At 67.2% G+C, this 19,783-nt stretch carries 18 protein-coding genes; 11 read left to right on the top strand and 7 right to left on the bottom strand.

Annotated features, from left to right (window positions below):
• Positions 1 to 32 precede the first annotated feature (32 nt).
• On the bottom strand, positions 33 to 1,370 hold the full coding sequence (locus AB7A72_RS19065) for an ATP-binding protein (protein WP_369460834.1): 1,338 nt from the start codon (positions 1,368 to 1,370) through the stop codon (positions 33 to 35).
• Entirely contained in the window at positions 1,367 to 2,050 is a 684-nt protein-coding gene (locus AB7A72_RS19060; RefSeq protein WP_369460833.1) for a response regulator, read from the bottom strand. Before AB7A72_RS19060 ends, AB7A72_RS19065 begins: the two co-directional genes overlap by 4 nt.
• A 579-nt stretch (positions 2,051 to 2,629) precedes the next feature.
• Between AB7A72_RS19060 and hpnD the strand changes: the two genes are divergently transcribed.
• Positions 2,630 to 3,472, top strand: a complete 843-nt coding sequence (gene hpnD, locus AB7A72_RS19055) for a presqualene diphosphate synthase HpnD (protein WP_133855478.1) — start codon at positions 2,630 to 2,632, stop codon at positions 3,470 to 3,472.
• Positions 3,473 to 4,786, top strand: coding sequence for a hydroxysqualene dehydroxylase HpnE (gene hpnE / locus AB7A72_RS19050; protein ID WP_369460832.1), 1,314 nt, complete (start codon positions 3,473 to 3,475; stop codon positions 4,784 to 4,786).
• 7 nt (positions 4,787 to 4,793) lie between these two features.
• On the opposite strand, the gene AB7A72_RS19045 is transcribed toward hpnE, so the two are convergent.
• The 3 genes from AB7A72_RS19045 to AB7A72_RS19035 all read right to left on the bottom strand — a co-directional run bounded on the left by AB7A72_RS19045 (position 4,794) and on the right by AB7A72_RS19035 (position 7,661).
• Positions 4,794 to 5,729, bottom strand: coding sequence for a LysR family transcriptional regulator (locus AB7A72_RS19045; RefSeq protein WP_369460831.1), 936 nt, complete (start codon positions 5,727 to 5,729; stop codon positions 4,794 to 4,796).
• Positions 5,730 to 5,816: 87 nt separating this feature from the next.
• Positions 5,817 to 6,791, bottom strand: coding sequence for a quinone oxidoreductase family protein (locus AB7A72_RS19040; RefSeq protein ID WP_369460830.1), 975 nt, complete (start codon positions 6,789 to 6,791; stop codon positions 5,817 to 5,819).
• A 126-nt stretch (positions 6,792 to 6,917) separates the two neighbouring features.
• Entirely contained in the window at positions 6,918 to 7,661 is a 744-nt protein-coding gene (locus tag AB7A72_RS19035; RefSeq protein ID WP_312527773.1) for an HAD-IA family hydrolase, read from the bottom strand.
• 129 nt (positions 7,662 to 7,790) lie between these two features.
• Here AB7A72_RS19035 and hemH point away from each other — a divergent pair, with 129 nt between their 5' ends.
• The 3 genes from hemH to AB7A72_RS19020 all read left to right on the top strand — a co-directional run bounded on the left by hemH (position 7,791) and on the right by AB7A72_RS19020 (position 12,156).
• Complete coding sequence (gene hemH / locus AB7A72_RS19030; RefSeq protein ID WP_369460829.1) at positions 7,791 to 8,840, top strand: ferrochelatase; 1,050 nt, start codon at positions 7,791 to 7,793, stop codon at positions 8,838 to 8,840.
• A 37-nt stretch (positions 8,841 to 8,877) separates the two neighbouring features.
• Positions 8,878 to 9,345, top strand: a complete 468-nt coding sequence (locus AB7A72_RS19025) for a GNAT family N-acetyltransferase (protein WP_369460828.1) — start codon at positions 8,878 to 8,880, stop codon at positions 9,343 to 9,345.
• 90 nt (positions 9,346 to 9,435) lie between these two features.
• Positions 9,436 to 12,156: an AAA family ATPase gene (locus AB7A72_RS19020; protein ID WP_369460827.1), complete on the top strand. Its 2,721-nt coding sequence runs from the start codon at positions 9,436 to 9,438 to the stop codon at positions 12,154 to 12,156.
• Positions 12,157 to 12,186: 30 nt separating this feature from the next.
• Here AB7A72_RS19020 and AB7A72_RS19015 read toward each other — a convergent pair whose 3' ends face one another.
• Positions 12,187 to 13,077, bottom strand: coding sequence for a plasmid replication/partition related protein (locus tag AB7A72_RS19015; RefSeq protein ID WP_239809125.1), 891 nt, complete (start codon positions 13,075 to 13,077; stop codon positions 12,187 to 12,189).
• 106 nt (positions 13,078 to 13,183) lie between these two features.
• On the opposite strand from AB7A72_RS19015, the gene AB7A72_RS19010 reads away from it, so the two are divergent.
• The 6 genes from AB7A72_RS19010 to AB7A72_RS18985 all read left to right on the top strand — a co-directional run bounded on the left by AB7A72_RS19010 (position 13,184) and on the right by AB7A72_RS18985 (position 18,815).
• On the top strand, positions 13,184 to 13,729 hold the full coding sequence (locus AB7A72_RS19010; protein WP_369460826.1) for a DUF4256 domain-containing protein: 546 nt from the start codon (positions 13,184 to 13,186) through the stop codon (positions 13,727 to 13,729).
• A gap of 141 nt (positions 13,730 to 13,870) precedes the next feature.
• Entirely contained in the window at positions 13,871 to 14,830 is a 960-nt protein-coding gene (locus tag AB7A72_RS19005; RefSeq protein WP_369460825.1) for a rhodanese-like domain-containing protein, read from the top strand.
• Positions 14,831 to 14,913: 83 nt separating this feature from the next.
• Positions 14,914 to 16,011, top strand: a complete 1,098-nt coding sequence (locus tag AB7A72_RS19000) for a YeeE/YedE thiosulfate transporter family protein (RefSeq protein WP_239809128.1) — start codon at positions 14,914 to 14,916, stop codon at positions 16,009 to 16,011.
• Between the two features lie 15 nt (positions 16,012 to 16,026).
• Complete coding sequence (locus AB7A72_RS18995; protein WP_239809129.1) at positions 16,027 to 16,191, top strand: hypothetical protein; 165 nt, start codon at positions 16,027 to 16,029, stop codon at positions 16,189 to 16,191.
• A 102-nt stretch (positions 16,192 to 16,293) separates the two neighbouring features.
• The gene (locus AB7A72_RS18990) at positions 16,294 to 17,337 is read left to right on the top strand and encodes a transporter (RefSeq protein ID WP_313335390.1); all 1,044 of its coding nucleotides are present in this window, start codon (positions 16,294 to 16,296) and stop codon (positions 17,335 to 17,337) included.
• 230 nt (positions 17,338 to 17,567) lie between these two features.
• Complete coding sequence (locus tag AB7A72_RS18985; RefSeq protein ID WP_312527756.1) at positions 17,568 to 18,815, top strand: putative Na+/H+ antiporter; 1,248 nt, start codon at positions 17,568 to 17,570, stop codon at positions 18,813 to 18,815.
• A gap of 19 nt (positions 18,816 to 18,834) precedes the next feature.
• Here AB7A72_RS18985 and AB7A72_RS18980 read toward each other — a convergent pair whose 3' ends face one another.
• Complete coding sequence (locus AB7A72_RS18980; protein WP_313335386.1) at positions 18,835 to 19,776, bottom strand: DedA family protein/thiosulfate sulfurtransferase GlpE; 942 nt, start codon at positions 19,774 to 19,776, stop codon at positions 18,835 to 18,837.
• Positions 19,777 to 19,783 lie beyond the last annotated feature (7 nt).

Genomic DNA, 19,783 nt, shown 5'->3' with positions numbered 1-19,783 from the left:
CAACGACGTATCAAGGGTCGTATTAGTGGCTCTTAGAAGATGACCCGCACGCGCAGACCGCCTAGCTCTTCCGACGCATCCAGCAGCAGTTGCGCGCCGTGCTGGCGTGCCACTGCACTGACAATCGCCAGCCCCAGCCCGCTGCCATGCGCGCTGGTGCCGGGCACGCGGTAGAAGCGGTCCAGCACCCGCTCGCGCTCCTCGGGGACGATGCCGGGCCCGCTGTCCTCGACGCTGAGCACGCGCTGCCCTTGCGCATCGCGGTACCAACGGCACAGCACCTGGCCACCGGTGGGGGTGTAGCGCAGTGCGTTTTCCAGCAGATTGCGCAGCAACAGGCCCAGCGCATCGGCCTGGCCCTGCACGGGCTCGAGGGTGTCATCCAGCTGGTGCTGCAAGGCCAAGCCCGCCTGCTGGGCCAGCGGTTGCAGCTCATCCACCGCCATCTCGCACAGCGCGGCCACGGCGACCGGCTGCGCAGGCGCCGCCTGCATCTGCCCGGCCTCCTGGCGGGCCAGATGCAGCAATTGTTCGACCATGCGCGTGGCCCGGTCGATGCCCGCCATCACCCGCTCGCTGGCCACACGCCGCGCAGCATCATCGGGCGCGCGGGCGAGCCCCTGCACCTGCAGGCGCAGGGCCGCCAGCGGTGTGCGAAGCTCGTGGGCGGCATCGCCGACAAAGCGCTGCAGCGCATCAAACGCGGCCTGCAAGCGCGCCAGCAGCAGGTTCATCTCCTGCACCAGCGGCTGCACTTCCAGCGGCAGATCGGCGTCGGCCAGCGGTGACAAGTCATCGGCCTGGCGCGCCGCCAGCTGCTCGCGCGTGCGCGCCAGCGGCGCCAAGGTATGGGCCACCACCCACCAGACCACCAGCATGATCAGCGGGGCCAGCAGCAGCACCGGCACGATGGAGCGCAAGGCCACCTGGCCAGCCATCTGGCCGCGCGATGCCGCCTCCTGCGCCACCTGGATGACCTGGGTCGGCGTCTGCAGCGCATAGATGCGAAAGGCCACGCCATGGGCGCGCGCATCGCTGAAGCCCAGCACGGCAACCTGGGGCAGCAGGCGCGAATTGCTGGAGCGGTAGAGCATGATGCCGTCGGAGCGCCAGATCTGCACGATCATGTCCTGCGCCTTGGCCTGCGGATCGGCCAGCGCGTCCGAGGCCACCTCGGAGGCCAGCCCGGCCGACAGCGCCAGCGCAATGCGCTGCATCTGCACATCGAACAGTGCCTCGGTCTCCGCCCGCGCTGTGCGGTAAATGCTGACGGCCTGCAGCCCGGCGGCCACCACCACGACGGCCAGCAGCGCCCAGATCAGCCGCGCACGCAGCGAAAAAGGCCGGCCGACCCACAGCGCTGCGCTCAAGCGGCCTCCCCATTTGGAGGAGACTCGACCGGCACCAGATAACCCAGACCGCGCACATTCTGGATCAGCTCGGCGCCCAGTTTTTTGCGCACCCCGTGGATATAGACCTCGACCGCATTGCTGCTGATGTCATCGCGCCAGGAGTAGAGCTTTTCCTCCAGCTGCGCGCGGGAAAGCACGCGGCCAGGCCGGGCGATCAGGGGCTCGAGCACCGCCCATTCACGGGCCGACAGCTGCACCGGCTGCCCGGCCACAAAGGCCTCGCGCGAGGCGGGCACCAGCCGCACCTGGCCCCAGCAGTACTCGGGCTCGGCCCGGCCGCTGGCACGGCGCAGCAGCGCACGGATGCGCGCCAGCAGCTCGTCGAGGTCATAGGGTTTGATGATGTAGTCATCAGCGCCGGCATCGAGCCCCGCCACCCGCTCGGCAATGGCATCACGCGCCGTCGCCACGAGTACGGGGATGCGAACCTGGCGCGCACGCATCTCGCGCAGCACCTGCAACCCGTCCACCTTGGGCAGGCCCAGGTCCAGCAGCACCAGGTCATAGCCGGCCGTCGCCAGCGCCGTCTGCGCCATCGCCCCGTCCTTGACCCAATCCACCGCCCAGGATTCGGCACGCAGTGCATCGAGCACCACTTCGCCAATCATCTGATCATCTTCTACCAGGAGTATGCGCATGGCAGCATTATGCAAGCGCCCAATAACGTGATGGGAAGCAGGCCCAGAAGGAACACGGGCTGACCCCCTCAATGGCGATCAGCCCGCGACCCGCATGATGGTTGGCAGAGAAATAAGCGGCACACACTGCGTCAATCGCATTGTGCGCAACCTGCCTTCGCGCATACCGCCTTATCGGTGAACGTCCGGACTTGTAGTTGGCTTTGGTCCTCGCGTCCTGGCGGGATGCCCCCCCTAGTGCTCCATGGCGACCGCGATTATATGGACGGGCACATGTCAATAACCAGGCACTATTGCAACAAAAGACTTCCGGCCCCTCGGCAACGCCAGGTCTTCTGGTTCCCGCACCACCCTACCTCGATGAATTCGTTGAACAAACTTGCATGCCTTGGTATCCGCCAGCGCAGTCCGCGGGCAATGTCAACAAAGCTGTGCAAGCGCTCACCCCGTTGCCGCAGGCAGTTCAGGCTGCGGCGCCCCGCCCGAGGTACCTGCCCGGCAAGGCGCGGCAACGGCTGGAGCGCTGTCGCCGGGGTAATCGCTTCCCGGGCCTCTGGCCCATGGGACAATACGGCGCTTATGACCACGCCCCAGCAGTATGTTCAAAACAAGGCCGCAGCCTCCGGCAGCAGCTTTTACTATGCCTTCCTCTTTCTGCCCAAAGACAGGCGTGCAGCGATCACCGCCTTTTACGCCTTTTGCAGAGAGGTCGACGATGTCGTCGACGAGGTGAGCGACCCGGGCGTGGCAGCGACCAAGCTGGCCTGGTGGCAGAGCGAGGTCCGCAAAAGCTTTGCCGGCCAGCCCAGCCACCCCGTGATGCAGGCGCTGATGCCGCATGCCAGCGCCTTCTCGATCCAGGCCGAACACCTGCTGGCGGTGATCGAGGGCTGCCAGATGGACCTGGAGCAGACCCGTTATCTGGATTTTCCCGGCCTGCAGCGCTACTGCCACCTGGTGGCAGGCGTCGTCGGCGAAGTAGCAGCCCGCATCTTTGGCCAGACCAGCCCGCAAACCACGCAGTACGCCCACAAGCTGGGTCTGGCGTTCCAGCTCACCAACATCATCCGCGATGTGGGCGAAGACGCGATGCGCGGCCGCATCTACCTGCCCGTCAACGAGCTGCAGCAGTTCGATGTGAAGGCGCATGAGATTCTCAACCGCAAGTACTCGGACCGCTTCGAGGCGCTGATGCGCTTTCAGGCCCAGCGCGCCCACCAGCTCTATGACGAGGCGCTGGCCCTGCTGCCGCAGGCCGATTACCGTGCCCAGAAGCCCGGGCTGATGATGGCCAGCATCTACCGCACCCTGCTGCGCGAGATCGAGCAGGACAAGTTCCAGGTGCTGCACCAGCGCGTGAGCCTGACCCCTCTGCGCAAGCTCTGGCTGGCCTGGCGCATGCAAGCTCTGGGCCGCATGTAAGTGGCCCGCAGCCAACGCATCGCCGTGGTCGGGGGCGGCTGGGCCGGCATGGCCGCCGCCGTCGAGCTCGCCTCGGTCAGCGCCCACCAAGTGACCGTCTGGGAATCCTCAGCGCACTGGGGCGGCCGCGCGCGCGGCCTGGCCTTGGCCTTGCCCAGCGGCGAGGAGATCACCGTCGACAACGGCCAGCATATTCTGATTGGCGCCTACACCGCCTGCCGCGCACTGATGGAGCGGGTAGGCGTCAGCACCGATGCGTCGTTCATCCAACGGCCGCTGGCCATGCGCTACCCCGATGGCCGGGGCATCCGTTTTCCCGACAGCGCACCGCCCTGGGACGCGCTGATCGGCATTGCCACCGCCAAGGGCTGGTCCTTGCTGGAGCGGCTGCATCTGCTGCGCCGGGCCGCTGCCTGGCAACGCCAGGGCTTTCGCTGCGCGCCACAGGCCAGCGTGGCCGATCTCTGTGCCGGCCTGCCCCCGCGCCTGCTGGCCGAGTTCTTTGAGCCGCTGTGCATCTCCGCGCTGAACACCCCCCTGCACCAGGCCAGCGGCCAGGTCTTTCTGCGCGTGCTGCAAGACAGCCTGTTCGCGGTCGACAAAGGCTCGCACTTCTGGCTGCCGCTGGTGGACCTGGGCCAGCTGTTTCCCGTTGCCGCCGCCAGCTGGCTGCAAGCCCGGGGCCATGACTGCCACCTGGGCAGCCGGGTGCCGCAGCTGGTGCAAGCCGGTGCTGGCTGGCAGCTCCAGGGCCAGCACTATGACCAGGTCCTGCTGGCCTGCCCGGCCTGGGAGGCAGCGCGCCTGGTGCAAGCCGCCTTTGCCCATCCAACCAACGACCATGCCGAGGCCCTGGCCTGGGCCGACGACGCCGGGCGCCTGACGCATACCGCCATTGCCACGGTCTACGCCTGGAACCCGGCCCCCGACGCCCAGGGCCATAGCCTGCATGCGCCCTGGCTGGCGCTGCACAGCAGCCCCAGCCAGCCCGCACAGTTTGTGTTTGACCGTGCCCAGCTGGGCGGCCCTTCCGGCCTCTTGGCCTTTGTCATCAGCACCAGCGAAGGCGACCGCGCCGAGATCGAGCAGCAGGTCATCGCCCAGGCACAAGCCCAACTGGGCCTGGCCTTGCAGCCCCTTAAAACCGTGGTGGAAAAGCGCGCCACCTTTGCCTGCACGCCCGGCATGCAGCGCCCCGGCATGGTGATTGCGCCCGGCCTGCTGGCCTGCGGCGACTACATCGACGGGCCCTACCCCGCAACGTTGGAAGGCGCCGTGCGCAGCGGCATCGCCGCCGCCCACGCGCTGGCCTAAAGCCCCATCAAACAGCGCCCGCAGCCTGGCGCCAAGGCGCACCCTGCGCAAAATGCGCAATCACCCAGTCGCGCCAGGCGCTGGATGCGGCACTGCTCCATTGGCTGGAAGGCCGCACCAGGTAGATGCCGGCATCGGCCTGCAGCTGCCACTGCGGCAACACCTCCTGCAAATGGCCGGCCGCCACTTCGGGGCCCAGCAGCCAGTCGCCGCCCGCAATGATGCCCAGGCCCTGGCGTGCGGCCACCAGCAGGGCCTCGTTGTCATTGCTGACCATGCTGGCGCGGATGCTGACCAGGCAGGATTCGGCCCCGCGCGAGAACTGCCAATGCGGATAACTGCGCAGCCCGGTAAAGCCCAGGCAGCGGTGCCGGGCCAGATCTTGCGGCATATGCGGCCAGCCCTGCTCCGCCAAATAGCTGGGTGCAGCGCAGACCAGGCGCCGGTGGTCGCACAGCCGGGTCGCCACCAGGCTGCTGTCGGCCAGCGAACCGATGCGGATCGCGGCATCAAAATGCTCACCGATGATGTCGACAAAGCGCTCGGCATATTCCACATCCATCACCACCTGCGGATGGGCCTTGGCAAACCCCGCCACCATGGGGCTGAGCCAGCGCCGCCCCATGCTGGTCGGCAGGGACAGCCGCAGCGACCCGCGCACGACGGCCGCTGCCTCGCTGGCCTGGCGCTGCGCCTGGTCCAGCAAGGCCATGGCTTCGCGCACCTGGGCCACAAAATGCTGGCCTGCGCTGGTAAACCGCAGCTGGCGCGTGGACCGCTCCAGCAAGCGAATCCCCAACCGTGCCTCCAGCGCACTCAGCCGGCGCGACAGCACCGTTGGGTGGCGCTGCAGCTGCGCGGCCGCCGCGACAAAGGACCCGGCATCGAACACCGCCAGCAAGGCGCTGAGTTCATCGGCGTGTTGGCTGTCGAGCAGGGGCATGGTGGTGGGGCGGAGTGGCTGGTGTCCGCACTATAGGCCAAGACACGGTGGACGATGCGGCGATGCCGCCGCCGCAGCGGCTTGGCATCAAGGCAGCAGCACCACCGCCCCCTGGGTCTGCCCCGCCTCCAGATCGGCATGCGCGGCAGCCACTTCCTCCAGTGCATAGCGGCGCCCAATGGCTGGTTGGATGATGCCCTGCTCCACCGCCTGCAGCACGGCGCTGGCGCGCTGCTGGTACTCGGCCGCGGTCGCGGTATGCGCGGCCAGCGAGGGGCGGGTGATGTAGAGCGAGCCCTTGGCGTTGAGCGTGGCCATGTCGATGGCGGGCGGTGCACCGGTGGTCGCGCCAAAGGACACCATCAGGCCGCGGGGTCGCAGGCAGTCCAGCGATGCGGCAAACGACAGCTTGCCCAGGCCGTCATAGACCACATCGGCCATGCGGCCGCCGGTGGCATCGCGCAGCTGCGCGGCCAGGGTCTGGGGATCGAACACCAGTGCCTGGTCGCAACCGGCGGCCAGCGCCCGTGCCTGGCTTTGCGGTTTCGAGACGACGCCAATGACGGTGGCGCCCCAATGCTTGGCCCAGGAGGCCATCAACTGCCCCACTCCGCCCGATGCGCCATAGAGCAGCACGATAGTGCCGGGGCCGACGGCATAGGTGCTCGTCAGCAGGTACTGCGCGGTAATGCCTTTGAACAGCACGGCGGCGGCCTGCTCGGCACTGATGCCATCGGGCAGCTTGACCAGGCGCTCGGCCGGGTAGAGGCGTTCATTGGCATAGGCGCCCAGCGGGCCGGTGGCATAGGCCACCCGGTCGCCGACGGCAAACTGGCTCACGCCGGCGCCGAGCGCCAGCACGGTGCCTGCGCCTTCCAGTCCCAGGCTCGAGGGCAGCGGGATGGGCGCAATACCTTTGCGCTGCAGCACATCGAGCGGGTTCACACCGACTGCCTGCTGCGCCAGCAAGACCTCACCCGGGCCGGGTGCGGCCACTTCCCACTGCTGCATTTGCATGCATTCCGGGCCACCGGCCGCTGCCAAACGAATCACTTGCGCCATGCATCACTCCTTGCGGTTTTGTCGATGGCGCCAGCTTAGAGCCTGCACGGCTACTGATAAATAGCGCACCATACAGTTGATAGCTGCAGTGGGTGCAGCAATCAGCGCGCTGGCGATGCCGGTCTGTCAGTCAGTGGGCCGCCCCAGCAGCTCACACAACTCGGTCAGATTGCGCACCAGCGCCTGGGGCGGGGGGCTGCTCAACGGCCAGCGCAAGGCCAGGCCTGCCTCGGTGCGCTGGTGGTGGTCCAGCTCCTGGCGCTGCACCCAGGCGGCCTGCATGCCGCAGGCCAAGGCGCCTTGCACATCCAGCTCGGCGTCATCGCCCACATGCAAGAAGGCGGGCAGATCGATACCGGCGCGCTCGGAAGCGGCTGTAAAAATGCGCGGGTCGGGCTTGGCCACGCCCACCTCACGCGCGCTGGTGCTGGCCACAAACCAGGGCGACAGACCCACCAGGTCCAGCTGGGCATTGCCGTTGGAGACGGCGACCAGCGGGTAGCGCGAGGACAGCCAGGCCAGCGCGTCTTCGACCTCGGCAAACCAGGTCACCCGGTTGCGGGCGGCAAAGAACTGGGCAAATACGGCCTCGACCAGCGCCTCATCGCCACCGCTTTGCTGCAGCGCGCGGCGGATGAACTGCTGGCGGAAATGCGTCATGTCATGCGACAGGTGCACAAAGTCATCGCGCACCGACTGGCGGATGCGCTGGGCCTCGGCCGCGTCCTGCAGCAAGGCAGCGGTCGCCGGTGCATGGGCCAGCAAAAATGCGTGCTGCGCGGCTTCGGCCGCCTTCAGGGTCGGCAGCACCGGCCAGAGGGTGTCATCCAGATCAAGGCTGATGGCACGGATTCGGGAGAGATCGAGCATGGCGCCAAGCATAGCGGATCGCTGCGGGCCAGCGCGCCCCAGCGGTCCGGTGTCGGACAAAGGCGCGCAGGCCCGCTGCGGCCAGGGGTATGCGCCGGGGCCTGCTGCCAAGCTGCGACAATCCCAGCCATGGTTTCACGCTTCCGACCCGAGCCTCTTGGCCAATCCCTTCCTGACAGAACCGGCATCCTGCTGTGCAACCTGGGCACACCGGATGCGCCCACCACGGCAGCCACGCGCCGCTACCTGGCCGAGTTCCTGAGCGACCAGCGCGTCGTCGAGATTCCGCCGCTGGTCTGGAAGCCGCTGCTGCACGGGGTGATCCTGCGCACCCGCCCGGCCAAGTCGGCCGCCAAGTACCGCAGCGTCTGGATGCCCGAGGGCTCGCCGCTGGCCGTCTGGACGGAGAAGCAGGCCAAGCTGCTGCGCGGCACCCTCGGCGAAGCGGGCCACCAGGTGCTGGTGCGGCCAGCGATGCGCTACGGCAACCCCTCGATCGCGAGCCAGCTCGATGCCTTCAAGGCCGAAGGCGTGCGCCGCGTGCTGGTGCTGCCGCTGTACCCGCAGTACTCGGCCACCACCACCGCCAGCGTCGTCGATGCAGTCAATGCGTGGTGCGCCAGCGCGCGCGACATCCCCGAGATCCGCTTTGTGCGCAGCTACCACCGCGATCCCGGCTATATCCAGGCACTGGCCCAGAGCGTGCGCAAGCAGTGGCAGCTGGACGGCCGCGCGCCCAAGCTGGTGATGAGCTTTCACGGCATCCCCGAGCGCAATGTACGCCTGGGCGACCCTTACCAGCAGCACTCGCAGGAGACGGCCCGCCTGCTGGCCGCCGAGCTGGGCCTAGCCGATAGCGAGTACATGCTTACCTTTCAGTCGCGCTTTGGCAAGGCCAAATGGCTGGAGCCCTATACCGAGCCGAGCCTGATCGCGCTGGCCCAGCAAGGCCTGCGCCATGTGCAGGTCATGTGCCCGGGCTTTCCCGCCGATTGCCTGGAAACGCTCGAAGAGATCAACCAGGAGGTGCGCGAAGCCTTCGTGCATGCAGGCGGCCAGCAGTTCGACTACATTGCCTGTTTGAACGACCAGCCCCGCTGGATCCAGGCGCTGCGCGAACTGGCCCTGCAGCACCTGCAAGGCTGGGACACCGGCACGGCGCCATCCCAGCCCCGCTGAGCCGCCCCCGCACCACGCTGCCAGAGACCGCACCACGATGACCCTCCTCTCCCCTTACCGGCCCGAGCAGCGCGAGCGCGTGCTGGGCCTGTCGCTGCACGAGGCGCAGCGGCCCTTTGTCGCCCCGATCGCGCAGACCCTGGCCGAGCTGCATCCCCGGCTCGGCGCCCATCTGATTGGCGATGACGGGCAGATCGCCGGCTTTTTCCTGATCGACCAGGACTATGCGCAGCACTACCCCTTTGCGCCGGCGGACAGCGTGGGCCTGCGCAGCTTCTTCATCGACCAGCGTTTTCAGGGCAAGGGCCTGGCCAAGCGCAGCCTGCAGGCGCTGCCCGACTACCTGCGGGCGCAAGGCCTGGCCGCCGCTGCGGTGTTCCTGACGGTGAACTGCAAGAATGCCGCCGCGATACCGCTGTACCGCCAGTGCGGCTTTGAAGACACCGGCGAGCTGTACCTGGATGGCGGCTACGGCCCGCAGCACATCATGCGGCTGGCGCTCTAGCCCCGCTTGCGCTTTGCCCAGGCACCCCTCGACCCACCCACAAGGCCCCGGGCGCCCCGCGCGCCTGAGACCCTCCAGAAAAATATCCCCTTGTCCGACACGCCATTGACCCCTTCCCCACCTGCCAACCCGCTGCTGTGCGCCGAGCTGCTGCAGGCCGACCAACTGCGCCTGCGCATTGACCCGGCCCAACTGGGCTTTGCCAGCACCGCCGAGCTGGTGCACGAGCCCTTCTCCTGGATCGGCCAGCAACGCGCGCAGGCGGCGGCCGAGTTTGGCCTGGCGATGGACCCGCCCGACTACCACCTGTTTGTGCTGGGCGAGGAAGGCAGCGGCCGCACATCGCTGCTGCGCCAAGCCATGCAGGCCGAGGCGCAACGCCGCCCCGCTGCGCAAGATATCGCCTTTGTGCACAACTTCGCCGTGCCCGAGCGCCCCCAGGCGCTGCGCCTGCCCGCCGGCCAGGGCCGCAGCCTGCGCCGCCGCATCGAGGCCATGGTGGACAAGCTGCCCGAGCAGCTCGACAAAGCCGTGCAGCAAGCGCAGCACCGCAGCCAGATCGAGCAGCTGTACAACCAGGCCCGCCAGGCGGAAGAAGCCGCGTTTGGCACGCTGCACGACTGGGCGCAGGGCGCCGGCCTGCGCATTCGCCGCGAGGAAGGCCAGCTGGTGGTGGACAGCCAGGACAACGCGCCTGGCGACCCCACCGGCCCGGATGCCGGCCCGCCTGCGGCGGGTGTGCAGCAAGGGCAGCCGCCTGTGCTGGAAAATGCCACCCCGCCCCAGGCAGATACCGAGGCCGACCCTGCACTGCTGCTGGCGCCCGGAGAAGGCGAGGACGCCGCAGAGGCCCCCGGCACTGCAGCACCCGCCGAAGACCTGGAATACCAGCTGCGCGTGCAGCTGGCACAGTTCCGGGGCCAGGTGCGGCAGGCACAGATGGCGCGCGATGCGGCGCTGAACCTGTTCTACCAATCCTTGGCCACGCCGCTGTGGCAAGCCGCATCGGCGCAGGTGCTCGATGGCCTGACCCCCAGCGCCGAGCATGCAGCCACGTTGCAGCGCTGGCTGTCGCAGATGCAGGCCGAGTGGCTCAAGAACATGGCGCTGTGGGTGCCGGGCAGCATTGCGCAGGATGCCGATGCGCTGCTCGACCAGACCGACAGCATCGAGGGCGAAGGCGAAAGCCAGGATGCGCGTGACGATGCCCGCGCCTTGCTGGAGGCCAAGCGCAAGGCGCTGCGCGCGCTCAGCCAGCTCAACCTGATCGTCGACCACCATGGCGAGGCCCATGCCCCCGTGGTGCTGGAGGACCAGCCCAGCCTGCGCAACCTGTTTGGCACCATCGACCCGCCCGAGGAGGACGAGCGCCGCAGCGATTTCTCCTGCATCCGCGCGGGCAGCGTGCTGCGTGCCGATGGCGGCTTTTTGATGCTGCACCTGCGCGACCTGCTGGGCGACGAGGACAGCTGGCAGGCGCTGCGCCGGGTGCTGCGCACGCGCCAGCTGCGCATCGAGGATGCCCATGCCGCGCAAGGCCCCAGCAGCAGTGGCGCGATGCTGCCCGAGCTGCTGCCGCTGAACTTCAAGCTGGTGCTGGTTGGCTCCGAAGAGGCCTACTACCAGCTGCAGGAGAGCGACCCCGACATGGCGCGGCGCTTTCGGGTCAAGGTCGATTTTGCCGAGCAGTTCAAGGCCTCGGCCGCCACCTACCGCGCCACCGCCGCACTGATGGCGCAGCGCTGCAAGCTCTACCAGATGCCGCATTGCGATGCCGGCGCGGTCGCCCGGCTGCTGGAGCAATCCCACCGCGAGGCCGATGACCAGCAGCGCCAAAGCGGCCGCTTGAACCAGCTCGAAGCCTTGCTGCTGGAGAGCGCGCAGCGCGCCCGGCGCTCAGGGCAGGACCGTCTGGTGCAGGCTGCCGATGTGGAAGCCGCGCTGGCCGCGCAGCGGCTGCGCCACAACGCGATGGAGCAGGACCTGCATGCGGCGGTCAGCGACGGCGAGCACCTGATCTCCTTTGCCGGCAGCCAGGTCGGCCAGATCAATGGCATGTCGCAGATCGACACCGGCGACCACCGTTTTGGCCTGCCGGTGCGCATCAGTGCACGCACCCATGCCGGCCAGGAAGGCGTGATGAACATCGAGCGCGAGGTGGCCATGTCCGGCCCCATCCACGACAAGGGCGTGCTGATTTTGCAAGGCTATCTGACGGCCCTGTTTGGCCATCTGGCGCCACTCGCGCTCAATGCCTCGGTCGTGTTCGAGCAGGAATACAGTGGTGTCGAAGGTGACTCGGCCAGCTGCGCCGAGCTCTATGCGCTGCTGTCATCGCTGTCGGGCCTGCCGCTGCGCCAGAGCATTGCCGTCACCGGCGCGCTCAACCAGCATGGCGAGGTACTGCCCGTGGGCGGCCTCAATGAAAAGATCGAAGGCTGGTTTGACCTGTGTGCCGAGCAGGGCCTGGATGGCAGCCACGGCGTGCTGATCCCCGCGCGCAACCAGCGCCATCTGATGCTGGCCGAGCGGGTGGTACAGGCGGTGGAGGCCGGGCAGTTCCATGTCTACACGGCCGCGCATGTGGGCCAGGGCCTGGCGCTGTTGATGGACCAGTGCGACCTGCCCGCGAGCGCCCCGCACCCGATGCCCGAGGCACAGCGCCTGCCGCTTGCGCTGGTGCAGGCGGCCGAGGCCAGCCTGCTGCAATACCGCCTGGCCTGCCAGCGTGCCGACGCTGCGCGGCCCCGTGCGCAGCGTTCCCGCCAGCGGCTGCTGCCCAAGCCGGCCAAGCGCCCGCCGCTGGATTAAAGGCGGAGGGCGAAAGGCAGAAAGCCTCGATCAGGCCTCGTCGGGGACCGGCAGATCCTGCGACGACGCTGCCGCCAGCTGCAGGCGCAGCTGGGCGTTTTCCAGTTCCAGCTCCTGCACGCGGGCGCGCAGGTCGCTGATCTGCTGCTGGGCCTTGTCCAGCGCGGCATCCACCGCTTCGGCGCCATGCGCGGCCGAGGGTGCGCTGGCCGGTTCCTGGGCTTCGGGGGCCTCCTCCTTGGGCTTGCGCTTGGCCTCGCGCACCTGCTTGACCACCTGCTTCAAGCCATCCTTGCCGCCTTGGGCAGCGGCCTGCTGCTCGTCATGCGGCAGGCTGGCCACCACGGCAGCAGCATTGATGGAGATATCGCCGGCCTTCAAGGCCTCGACCAGCGCCGGCGCGGCGCTTTTCTGGATCTTCTCGATCTGTGCTACCTGGCTGCTCGACAGCCGGGCCGCCTTGGCGATGGCCTCGCGGGTGGCTACCTTTTCCAGCTCGGCGGCATCGACCGGCGAGAAAGCCTCGTCGGCGTTGCTGACCGCTGGCGCCTCGCCTTCGGCCGGCTGTGCAGCCACCGGGTGGGCCTTCTCCAGCTTGCGGTGCTCCAGAATCTCGCGCTTGCGCAGCGCCAATACGCCACGCTGAAAATCCGACACGCTGCGCCGCCCCAGGTGCTGGTCGATCATCCACAGGTAGACATCCTCCATCGACTGGAACTGGGTGTTCTGCACCGTGTTGAAAGGCAGGCCATGCTTTTGGCAGATGCCGTAGCGGTTGTGGCCGTCGACCAGCACATTGCCCCAGAGCACCAGCGCATCGCGGCAGCCTTCGGCCAGGATGCTGCGCTCCAGCGAGGCATGCTCGTCAGGGGTCAGCGGGTCGATGTAGGCCTTGAGTTCTTCGTTGACAACAATATCCATAATGCAGCGCGGCGGCAGGTGCCGCCGTTGGGTAATCCTTCAAAAAGCTTGCGCCGATTGTAGAAGTGCGCAAAAGTGGCAGCCGCTTGACAAGGATTTGAACGCCATGAACAAGACCGAACTGCAGGCATTGATGGCCCTGCTGCAGGCACGCTTTGAGGCCCATATGCCGCGCCACCCCCTACTGGCATGGGCACAGGTGCTGCAACGCCTGGACAGGAACACGGCCGCCCACCAAGCGCTGGCCCGGATGGAGGCCACCGGCGGCGAGCCTGACGTCATCTTGCAGGACACTGCCAGCGGCCAGCTGCTGTTTGCCGACTGCGCCGCCGAAAGCCCCAGCGGCCGGCGCAGCCTCTGCTTTGACGAGCAGGCACTGGCCGCACGCAAGGAAAACAGGCCCGCCGGCAGCGCGCAGGGCATGGCCGATGCGATGGGTGTGCAATTGCTCGACGAGCTGCAGTACCGCCATCTGCAGACCCTGGGCGCGTTTGACTGCAAGACCTCGAGCTGGCTGGCCACGCCCCAGGAGATGCGCCGCCTTGGGGGCGCGCTGTTTGGCGACCGGCGCTATGAGCGCGTGTTCAGCTACCACAATGGCGTGCAGTCCTATTACGCGGCACGCGGCTTCCGCGCCGGGCTCTGGGTATAGACAAACCAGGCAGGCAGCGCGGCCTTTATTCCCTCAGGATATATAACCTTACCGCCATATATTCAATCTGCGCACAACCTGCCCGCAGACCGCAATCGCGGGACAATAGAGCCCATTGATTTGCCTCTACAAGCTATTGCCATGACAACCTTTCGCCATCTGGCTGTGGCCAGCGCCCTGTTGGCCAGCAGCTGGCTCACGGCAGCCCATGCCGCGCAACCGCTCTTGAGCCCGGCCGAGCTGGCCAGCGCCCAGCAAGGCGCTGCTGCGCCTGTCGTCATCGATATCCGCGAGCCCAAGCTCTATGCCGAAGGCCATATCCCCGGCGCGCTCAATGCGCCCTATAGCAAGTGGCGCGGCCCTGCCACCAACCCCGGGGAGCTGCCCGATCTGCCCAAGCTCACGGCCTTGGTGCAGTCGCTGGGCTTGACCCCGGCCACGCATGCCGTGGTCGTATCCACTGGCGCCGATGCCACCGATTTTGGCGCGATGGCACGGGTCTACTGGAGCCTGAAGGTGCTGGGTCTGAAGGAGCTGTCCATCGTCAACGGGGGCATGAAGACCTGGGTGGCCGACGGCAAGCCGGTCAGCACCGAGGCGCCCCAGGTGCAGGCCAGCAGCTACCAGCCCGTGCTGGACGAGAGCCTGATCGCCACGCGCGACCAGGTGCGCTCCCATGTGGATTTGAGCAATGCCGCGCTGGTCGATTCCCGCCCCGATGCCTTCTACCAGGGCAAGACCCGGGCGCCAGCGGCCAAGCTCTCGGGCACCCTGCCCGGCGCGCAGCAGCTGGATTTCAACCAGTGGTTTGTCAAGGGCACGGCCCAGTTTGTGGACCAGGCCACCGCCCGGCAGATCGCCGAGAAGGTCAGCCGCAAGGACGGCCAGGACACCGTCGCCTTTTGCAATACCGGCCACTGGGCCGCCACCGACTGGTTTGGCCTGAGCGAGATGGCCGGCCTGCCCAACGTCAAGCTGTACGCCGGCTCGATGGTGGACTGGACCCAGCAGCCCGGTGCCCCGGCGATGGAGAACCAGCCCGGGCGCGCCGAATCGCTGGCCTATGACGCCAAGCAATGGTGGCAGCGCAAGTTCAAGTAAGCCTGACCCGGTGCTTCGGCTGCCAGCACTCCCGCAAAGGTGCTGGCAGCTTTTTGTTGTATTGACTCTCAACGGTGATCGTGATGAAACGACTTCCCCTGTCGATCCTGATGGCGGCCTTTTTTGGCTGGCTGCTGTGGTCGGTATCGCTGCGCCAGGCGGCGCTGTTCCTGGTCGGTATCGGCCTGGGTGCCATCCTGGCCGGCCAGCGCTTTGGCTTTACCACCGGCTGGCGCATGCTGGTTGAGGACAAGGACCCGCGCGGCGTATTTGGCCAGTTGCTGCTGCTGGCGCTGGCTGCCGCCATGGCCATGCCGCTGCTGGGCCACTACCCTGAGCTGACGGCCGCGCTGGGCCCGCCCAGCATCAGCCTGCTGGTGGGGGCCTTTGTGTTTGGCCTGTGCATGCAGATTGCCGATGGCTGCGGCAGCGGCACCTTGTACAAGGCGGGCATGGGCATCCCGATGAACACGGCCATCCTGCCGATGTTTGCCATCGGCAGCTTTTTGGGATCGCTGCACCTGGGCTGGTGGCTGGACCTGGGCCGCATGCCGGCCGTGGGCCTGGTCAGCACCTGGGGCTGGCTGCCTGCGCTGCTTGCCACCTTGGCGGCGCTGGCCGTCATCGGGTTTGCGGTCCAGGCCTATTGCGCCAGGGCCCATGCGGCGCAGCAGCGCAGCATGCCCGGCCTGTGGCAGCGCAAGTGGGTGATGGGCGCGATCGGCCTGGCCATCTTCGCGACCCTGAACCTGGTGATTGCCGGCCAGCCATGGGGCGTCGTCTATGGCTTTGGCCTCTGGGCCGCCAAGGTCGCCAATGGCACCGGCATCGTGGACCTGGCAGGCAACTGGTTCTGGAGCCAGCCGGGCAATGCCCAGCGTCTGCACGAGACCGTGCTGCTGGACATCACCAGCATCACCAACATCGGCATTCTGGCCGGTGCGCTGTGGATGGCTGCCGGCAAGCCCGCCGCCGCCAAGGCGCTGACCGGCACGCAATGGCTGGTGGCCCTGGCCGCTGGCCTGGTGCTGGGCTATAGCTCGCGCCTGGCCTTCGGCTGCAATGTCGGCGCGATGCTCTCGGGCATCAGCACCGGCAGCATCCATGGCTGGATCTGGGTGCCGCTGGCCTTTGCCGGCACGATCTTCGGGCTGCGCATTCGCCGCCATTTTGGTTTTTAAGCGCAGGAGCCGCATATGAACACCACCGTTTTGCGCAGCACGTTCTGGGTGCTGCTGGTCGCCTTCATCGCCTGGGATTATGTGCACAGCCAGCCCGTTGACCTGCGCTACGAGGCCCCGTTGATCGCTGCGGGCTCGGGCCAGCACGCCAGCGGCGGCCACTGCTCGATGCCCGACTGAGTGCGCCCGGGGCGCGTCATGGCTTTGTCATGAAAAAGTCACGATAGCGGCCAAAAATACCGGGTTTGGCGAGGGGCAACCGCCCGTCCCCGGAGTGCTATCTTGAACGAACCCCTGCCGCGGGAGCCCGACCCGCTCCCGCTGGTCTCCCCCCACGACAACAGCGGCCTGATCTGGGGCTATGCCTTCGACGGCCATGGCCCCGCCACCGCGCTGAATGCCGGGCAAGCGCAGGCCTGGCTGGCCGCGCCGCCCAACAGCACGGGCTTTATCTGGCTGCATTTCAACCTCTCCCATGCCCACTGCCTGCGCTGGCTGCAGCAGTATGCGGCGCTCGATGAGCAGTACTTCGAGGCGCTGCGCGATGGCCTGGCCTCGACCCGTATCGAGCGCATGGATGATGCGCTGCTCGCCGTCATCAACGACATCGATTTCGACTTCCAGTTCGAGTCCAGCGACATCCACACGATGTGGATCCAGGCCTCGCCGCAATGGGTGATATCGGCGCGCGCCCACCCGCTGCGCTCGGTCGATGCGCTGCGCCAGCAGATTCGCCAGGGCGACACGCCCGGCTCCAGCCCGCAGCTGCTGGAGCGCCTGCTGCGCGCCCAGGCCGATGTGCTGGTGCGCATCGTGCGCGATGTGACCCACCGCGTTGACCAGATCGAGGACACCATGCTGGGCGGGCGCACGCGCATGCAGCCGCGCCAGCTGGGCGCGCTGCGCCGCCTGCTGGTGCGGCTGAAGCGCCTGCTGGCGCCTGAGCCTTCGGCCATGTTCCGCCTGCTGCAGACGCCGCCGCAGTGGATGCTGGATGAAGACCTGCATGCGCTGCGTGCGGCCAGCGAGGAGTTCTCCGTCTTCCTGCGCGATATGCAGTCGCTCGAAGAGCGCATCAAGCTGTTGCAGGAAGAGATTGCCGCCGGCATCAACGAAGACACCAACCGCTCGCTCTACACCTTGACGATGATCACCGTGCTGGCCCTGCCGGTGAACATGATGGCCGGCCTGTTTGGCATGAATGTGGGCGGCATTCCGCTCAGCCAGGATCCGTTGGGCTTCTGGCTGCTGGTCGGGGTGATCGTGCTGTTCTCGTTGATCGCGGCCTGGTGGCTGCGCAGCAAGCGCCGCCACCCGCCGGCCTGAGACCGTGTTGCGCGTCTGCAAAAAGACATTGAAAACCCATAACTGATTATTTTTTTGTAAAATGGAGGGCTTGGGTGTCGTCACATAGGGTGTAGCGGCAGGTTGTGAGCGAAGGTCGGGCCGCCTCGCTGGAACCCTGTTGCCTGCACACTTTTGCCTGCGGCCGCTGCCACCCACGTGCACGCCCCGCCGCCTGCAAACGCTTGCATGCTTCGCATCGGAGCACCTTCATGTTTGCGATCGAGCACCTGGCCGCTGGCATCTTTGCCATCGCGCTGGCCCACACCTTTCTTGCCAAGCAATTCGAGCGCCTGTCACACCGCTACCCGCGCCACGCGGGTGTCTTCCATCTGCTGGGCGAGGTCGAGATCGTCTTCGGCTTCTGGGCCATGGTGCTGATCGGTGTCATGGCCTTTGCCAGCGGGCCCTCTCAGGCCATTGACTACGCCGAGTCGCGCAATTACACCGAACCCCTGTTCGTCTTTGTCGTCATGGTGATGGCGGCGTCCCGCCCCATCGTGATGACGGTGCAGCGCAGCTTGGCCGCACTGGCCAGCGCCACGCCGCTGCCCACCGCCCTGAGCCTGGCCTGGCTGGGCCTGGCCGCCGTGCCGCTGATGGGCTCGCTGATCACCGAGCCAGCAGCGATGACCATTGCCGCACTGACCCTGGCCCCGCTGGTCTTTACCCCGCGCATGCCCACCCGCCTCAAGTACCTGGCGCTGGGCGTGCTCTTCGTCAACATCTCGATTGGCGGCACGCTCACCTCTTATGCCGCCCCGCCGGTGCTGATGGTGGCGGCCACCTGGGGCTGGGACAGCGCCTTCATGCTGAGCCAGTTTGGCTGGAAAGCGGTGATTGCGGTGCTGGTCAACGCCAGCATTGCTGCCTGGTGCATGCGCGGCCATCTGGCAGCAGCACCGCCCAGCGACGATGCGCAGCCGGCCATGCCGCTGGGTGTGGTGGCCGTGCATGCGGCCCTGCTGGCGGCGGTGGTGGTGCTGGCCCACCACCCGGTGCTGTTCCTGGGCGTGTTTCTGCTGTTTCTGGGCTACACCCATGCCTATGCCAAATACCAAAGCCCGCTGATCCTCAAGGAGGCACTGCTGGTGGGCTTTTTCCTGGCCGGCCTGGTGGTGCTGGGCGGCCTGCAAAGCTGGTGGCTGCAGCCGCTGGTGGCCAGCATGGCACCGCTGGTGCTGTTCTTTGGGGCGCTGGGCCTGACCGCCATCACCGACAACGCGGCACTGACCTACCTGGGCTCGCAGATCGAAGGCATGAGCGACGCGGCCAAGTACATGCTGATGGCCGGTGCCGTCGCTGGTGGTGGCCTGACGGTGATTGCCAATGCCCCCAACCCCGCCGGTGTGGCCCTGCTCAAGCACGGCTTCAGCAATGCCACCATCAGCATTGGCGGTCTGTTGCTGGGCGCCTTGCTGCCCACGGCCATTGCAGCACTGGCTTTTCTCTGCCTGTAAAACCCGGCCTTGAAAGCTGTCACGCAGGTGCGGCGCTGCTGCCCTGCACCTGGTAGCCCGCATCGACCCAGGCATCGATACCGCCCAGCAGCGGCCGCACCCGCTGGATGCCAGCGCGGCGCAGCAGCTGGGCCATGCGGGCAGCCGATACCTCATTGGGGCAGGCGCAGTAGATGATCACCGAGGCCTCGGGGTCGATGGCCGGCAGCCGCGCGCCCTTGTCATGCGGGTCATAGGAATGCGCGCCGGGGATGTGCGATGCCTCGAACGCCGTGCCGGCACGCACATCGAGGATGACGGGCAGATCATCGCCACCGAGCATGTCATTGAGCTCATCGACGGTGAGCCGCTCCATCCGCAGCGAGCGGATCACCTGGCGGCGGCTCCACCAGCGGCGCGCAATGAAGATGGCAAACACGAGGCCCAGCAGCAGCAAACCCCACTGGCCCAGCTGCGCGAGCACGGCCAACAGGTCCTCGACCGTGGAGCTGAACAGCCCGCCCAGCAGCACTGCCGAGCCCACCCAGAGCAAGGCGCCCAGGCCATCGAACAGCACAAAGCGGCTCGGCGTGGTGCCTACGGCGCCAGCCAGCGCGCTGGCAATCGACGCAAAGCCGGGCACAAACTTGGCGATCAGCAGCGACTTGGCGCCCCAGCGGCCGTAGAGCGATTCGGTGTTCTGCACGCAGGAATCGGGCGACAGCGAAATCTTGCAGACCCGCGCCAGCACCCGCCTGCCGTAGCGCCGCCCCATCGCATACCAGACGCCATCTGCGATCAAGGCCGCCAACACCGCCACCGCGATCAGCAGCAACTGCTGCGGCAGCGAACCGCCGTGGATGGCACCGGTGACCATCAGCACCGGATATGCGGGAATGGGCGCGCCCAACTGCTCGATCAGCACATTGAGAAACACGATGCCAACACCGTATTCGCGCACCAGGGCAACAATGAAATCCATGAACGCA

Source organism: Comamonas sediminis (genome assembly GCF_041107495.1).
Classification (GTDB): Bacteria; Pseudomonadota; Gammaproteobacteria; order Burkholderiales; family Burkholderiaceae_C; genus Comamonas; species Comamonas sediminis.
This window is presented reverse-complemented; position numbering and strand designations above follow the sequence as displayed.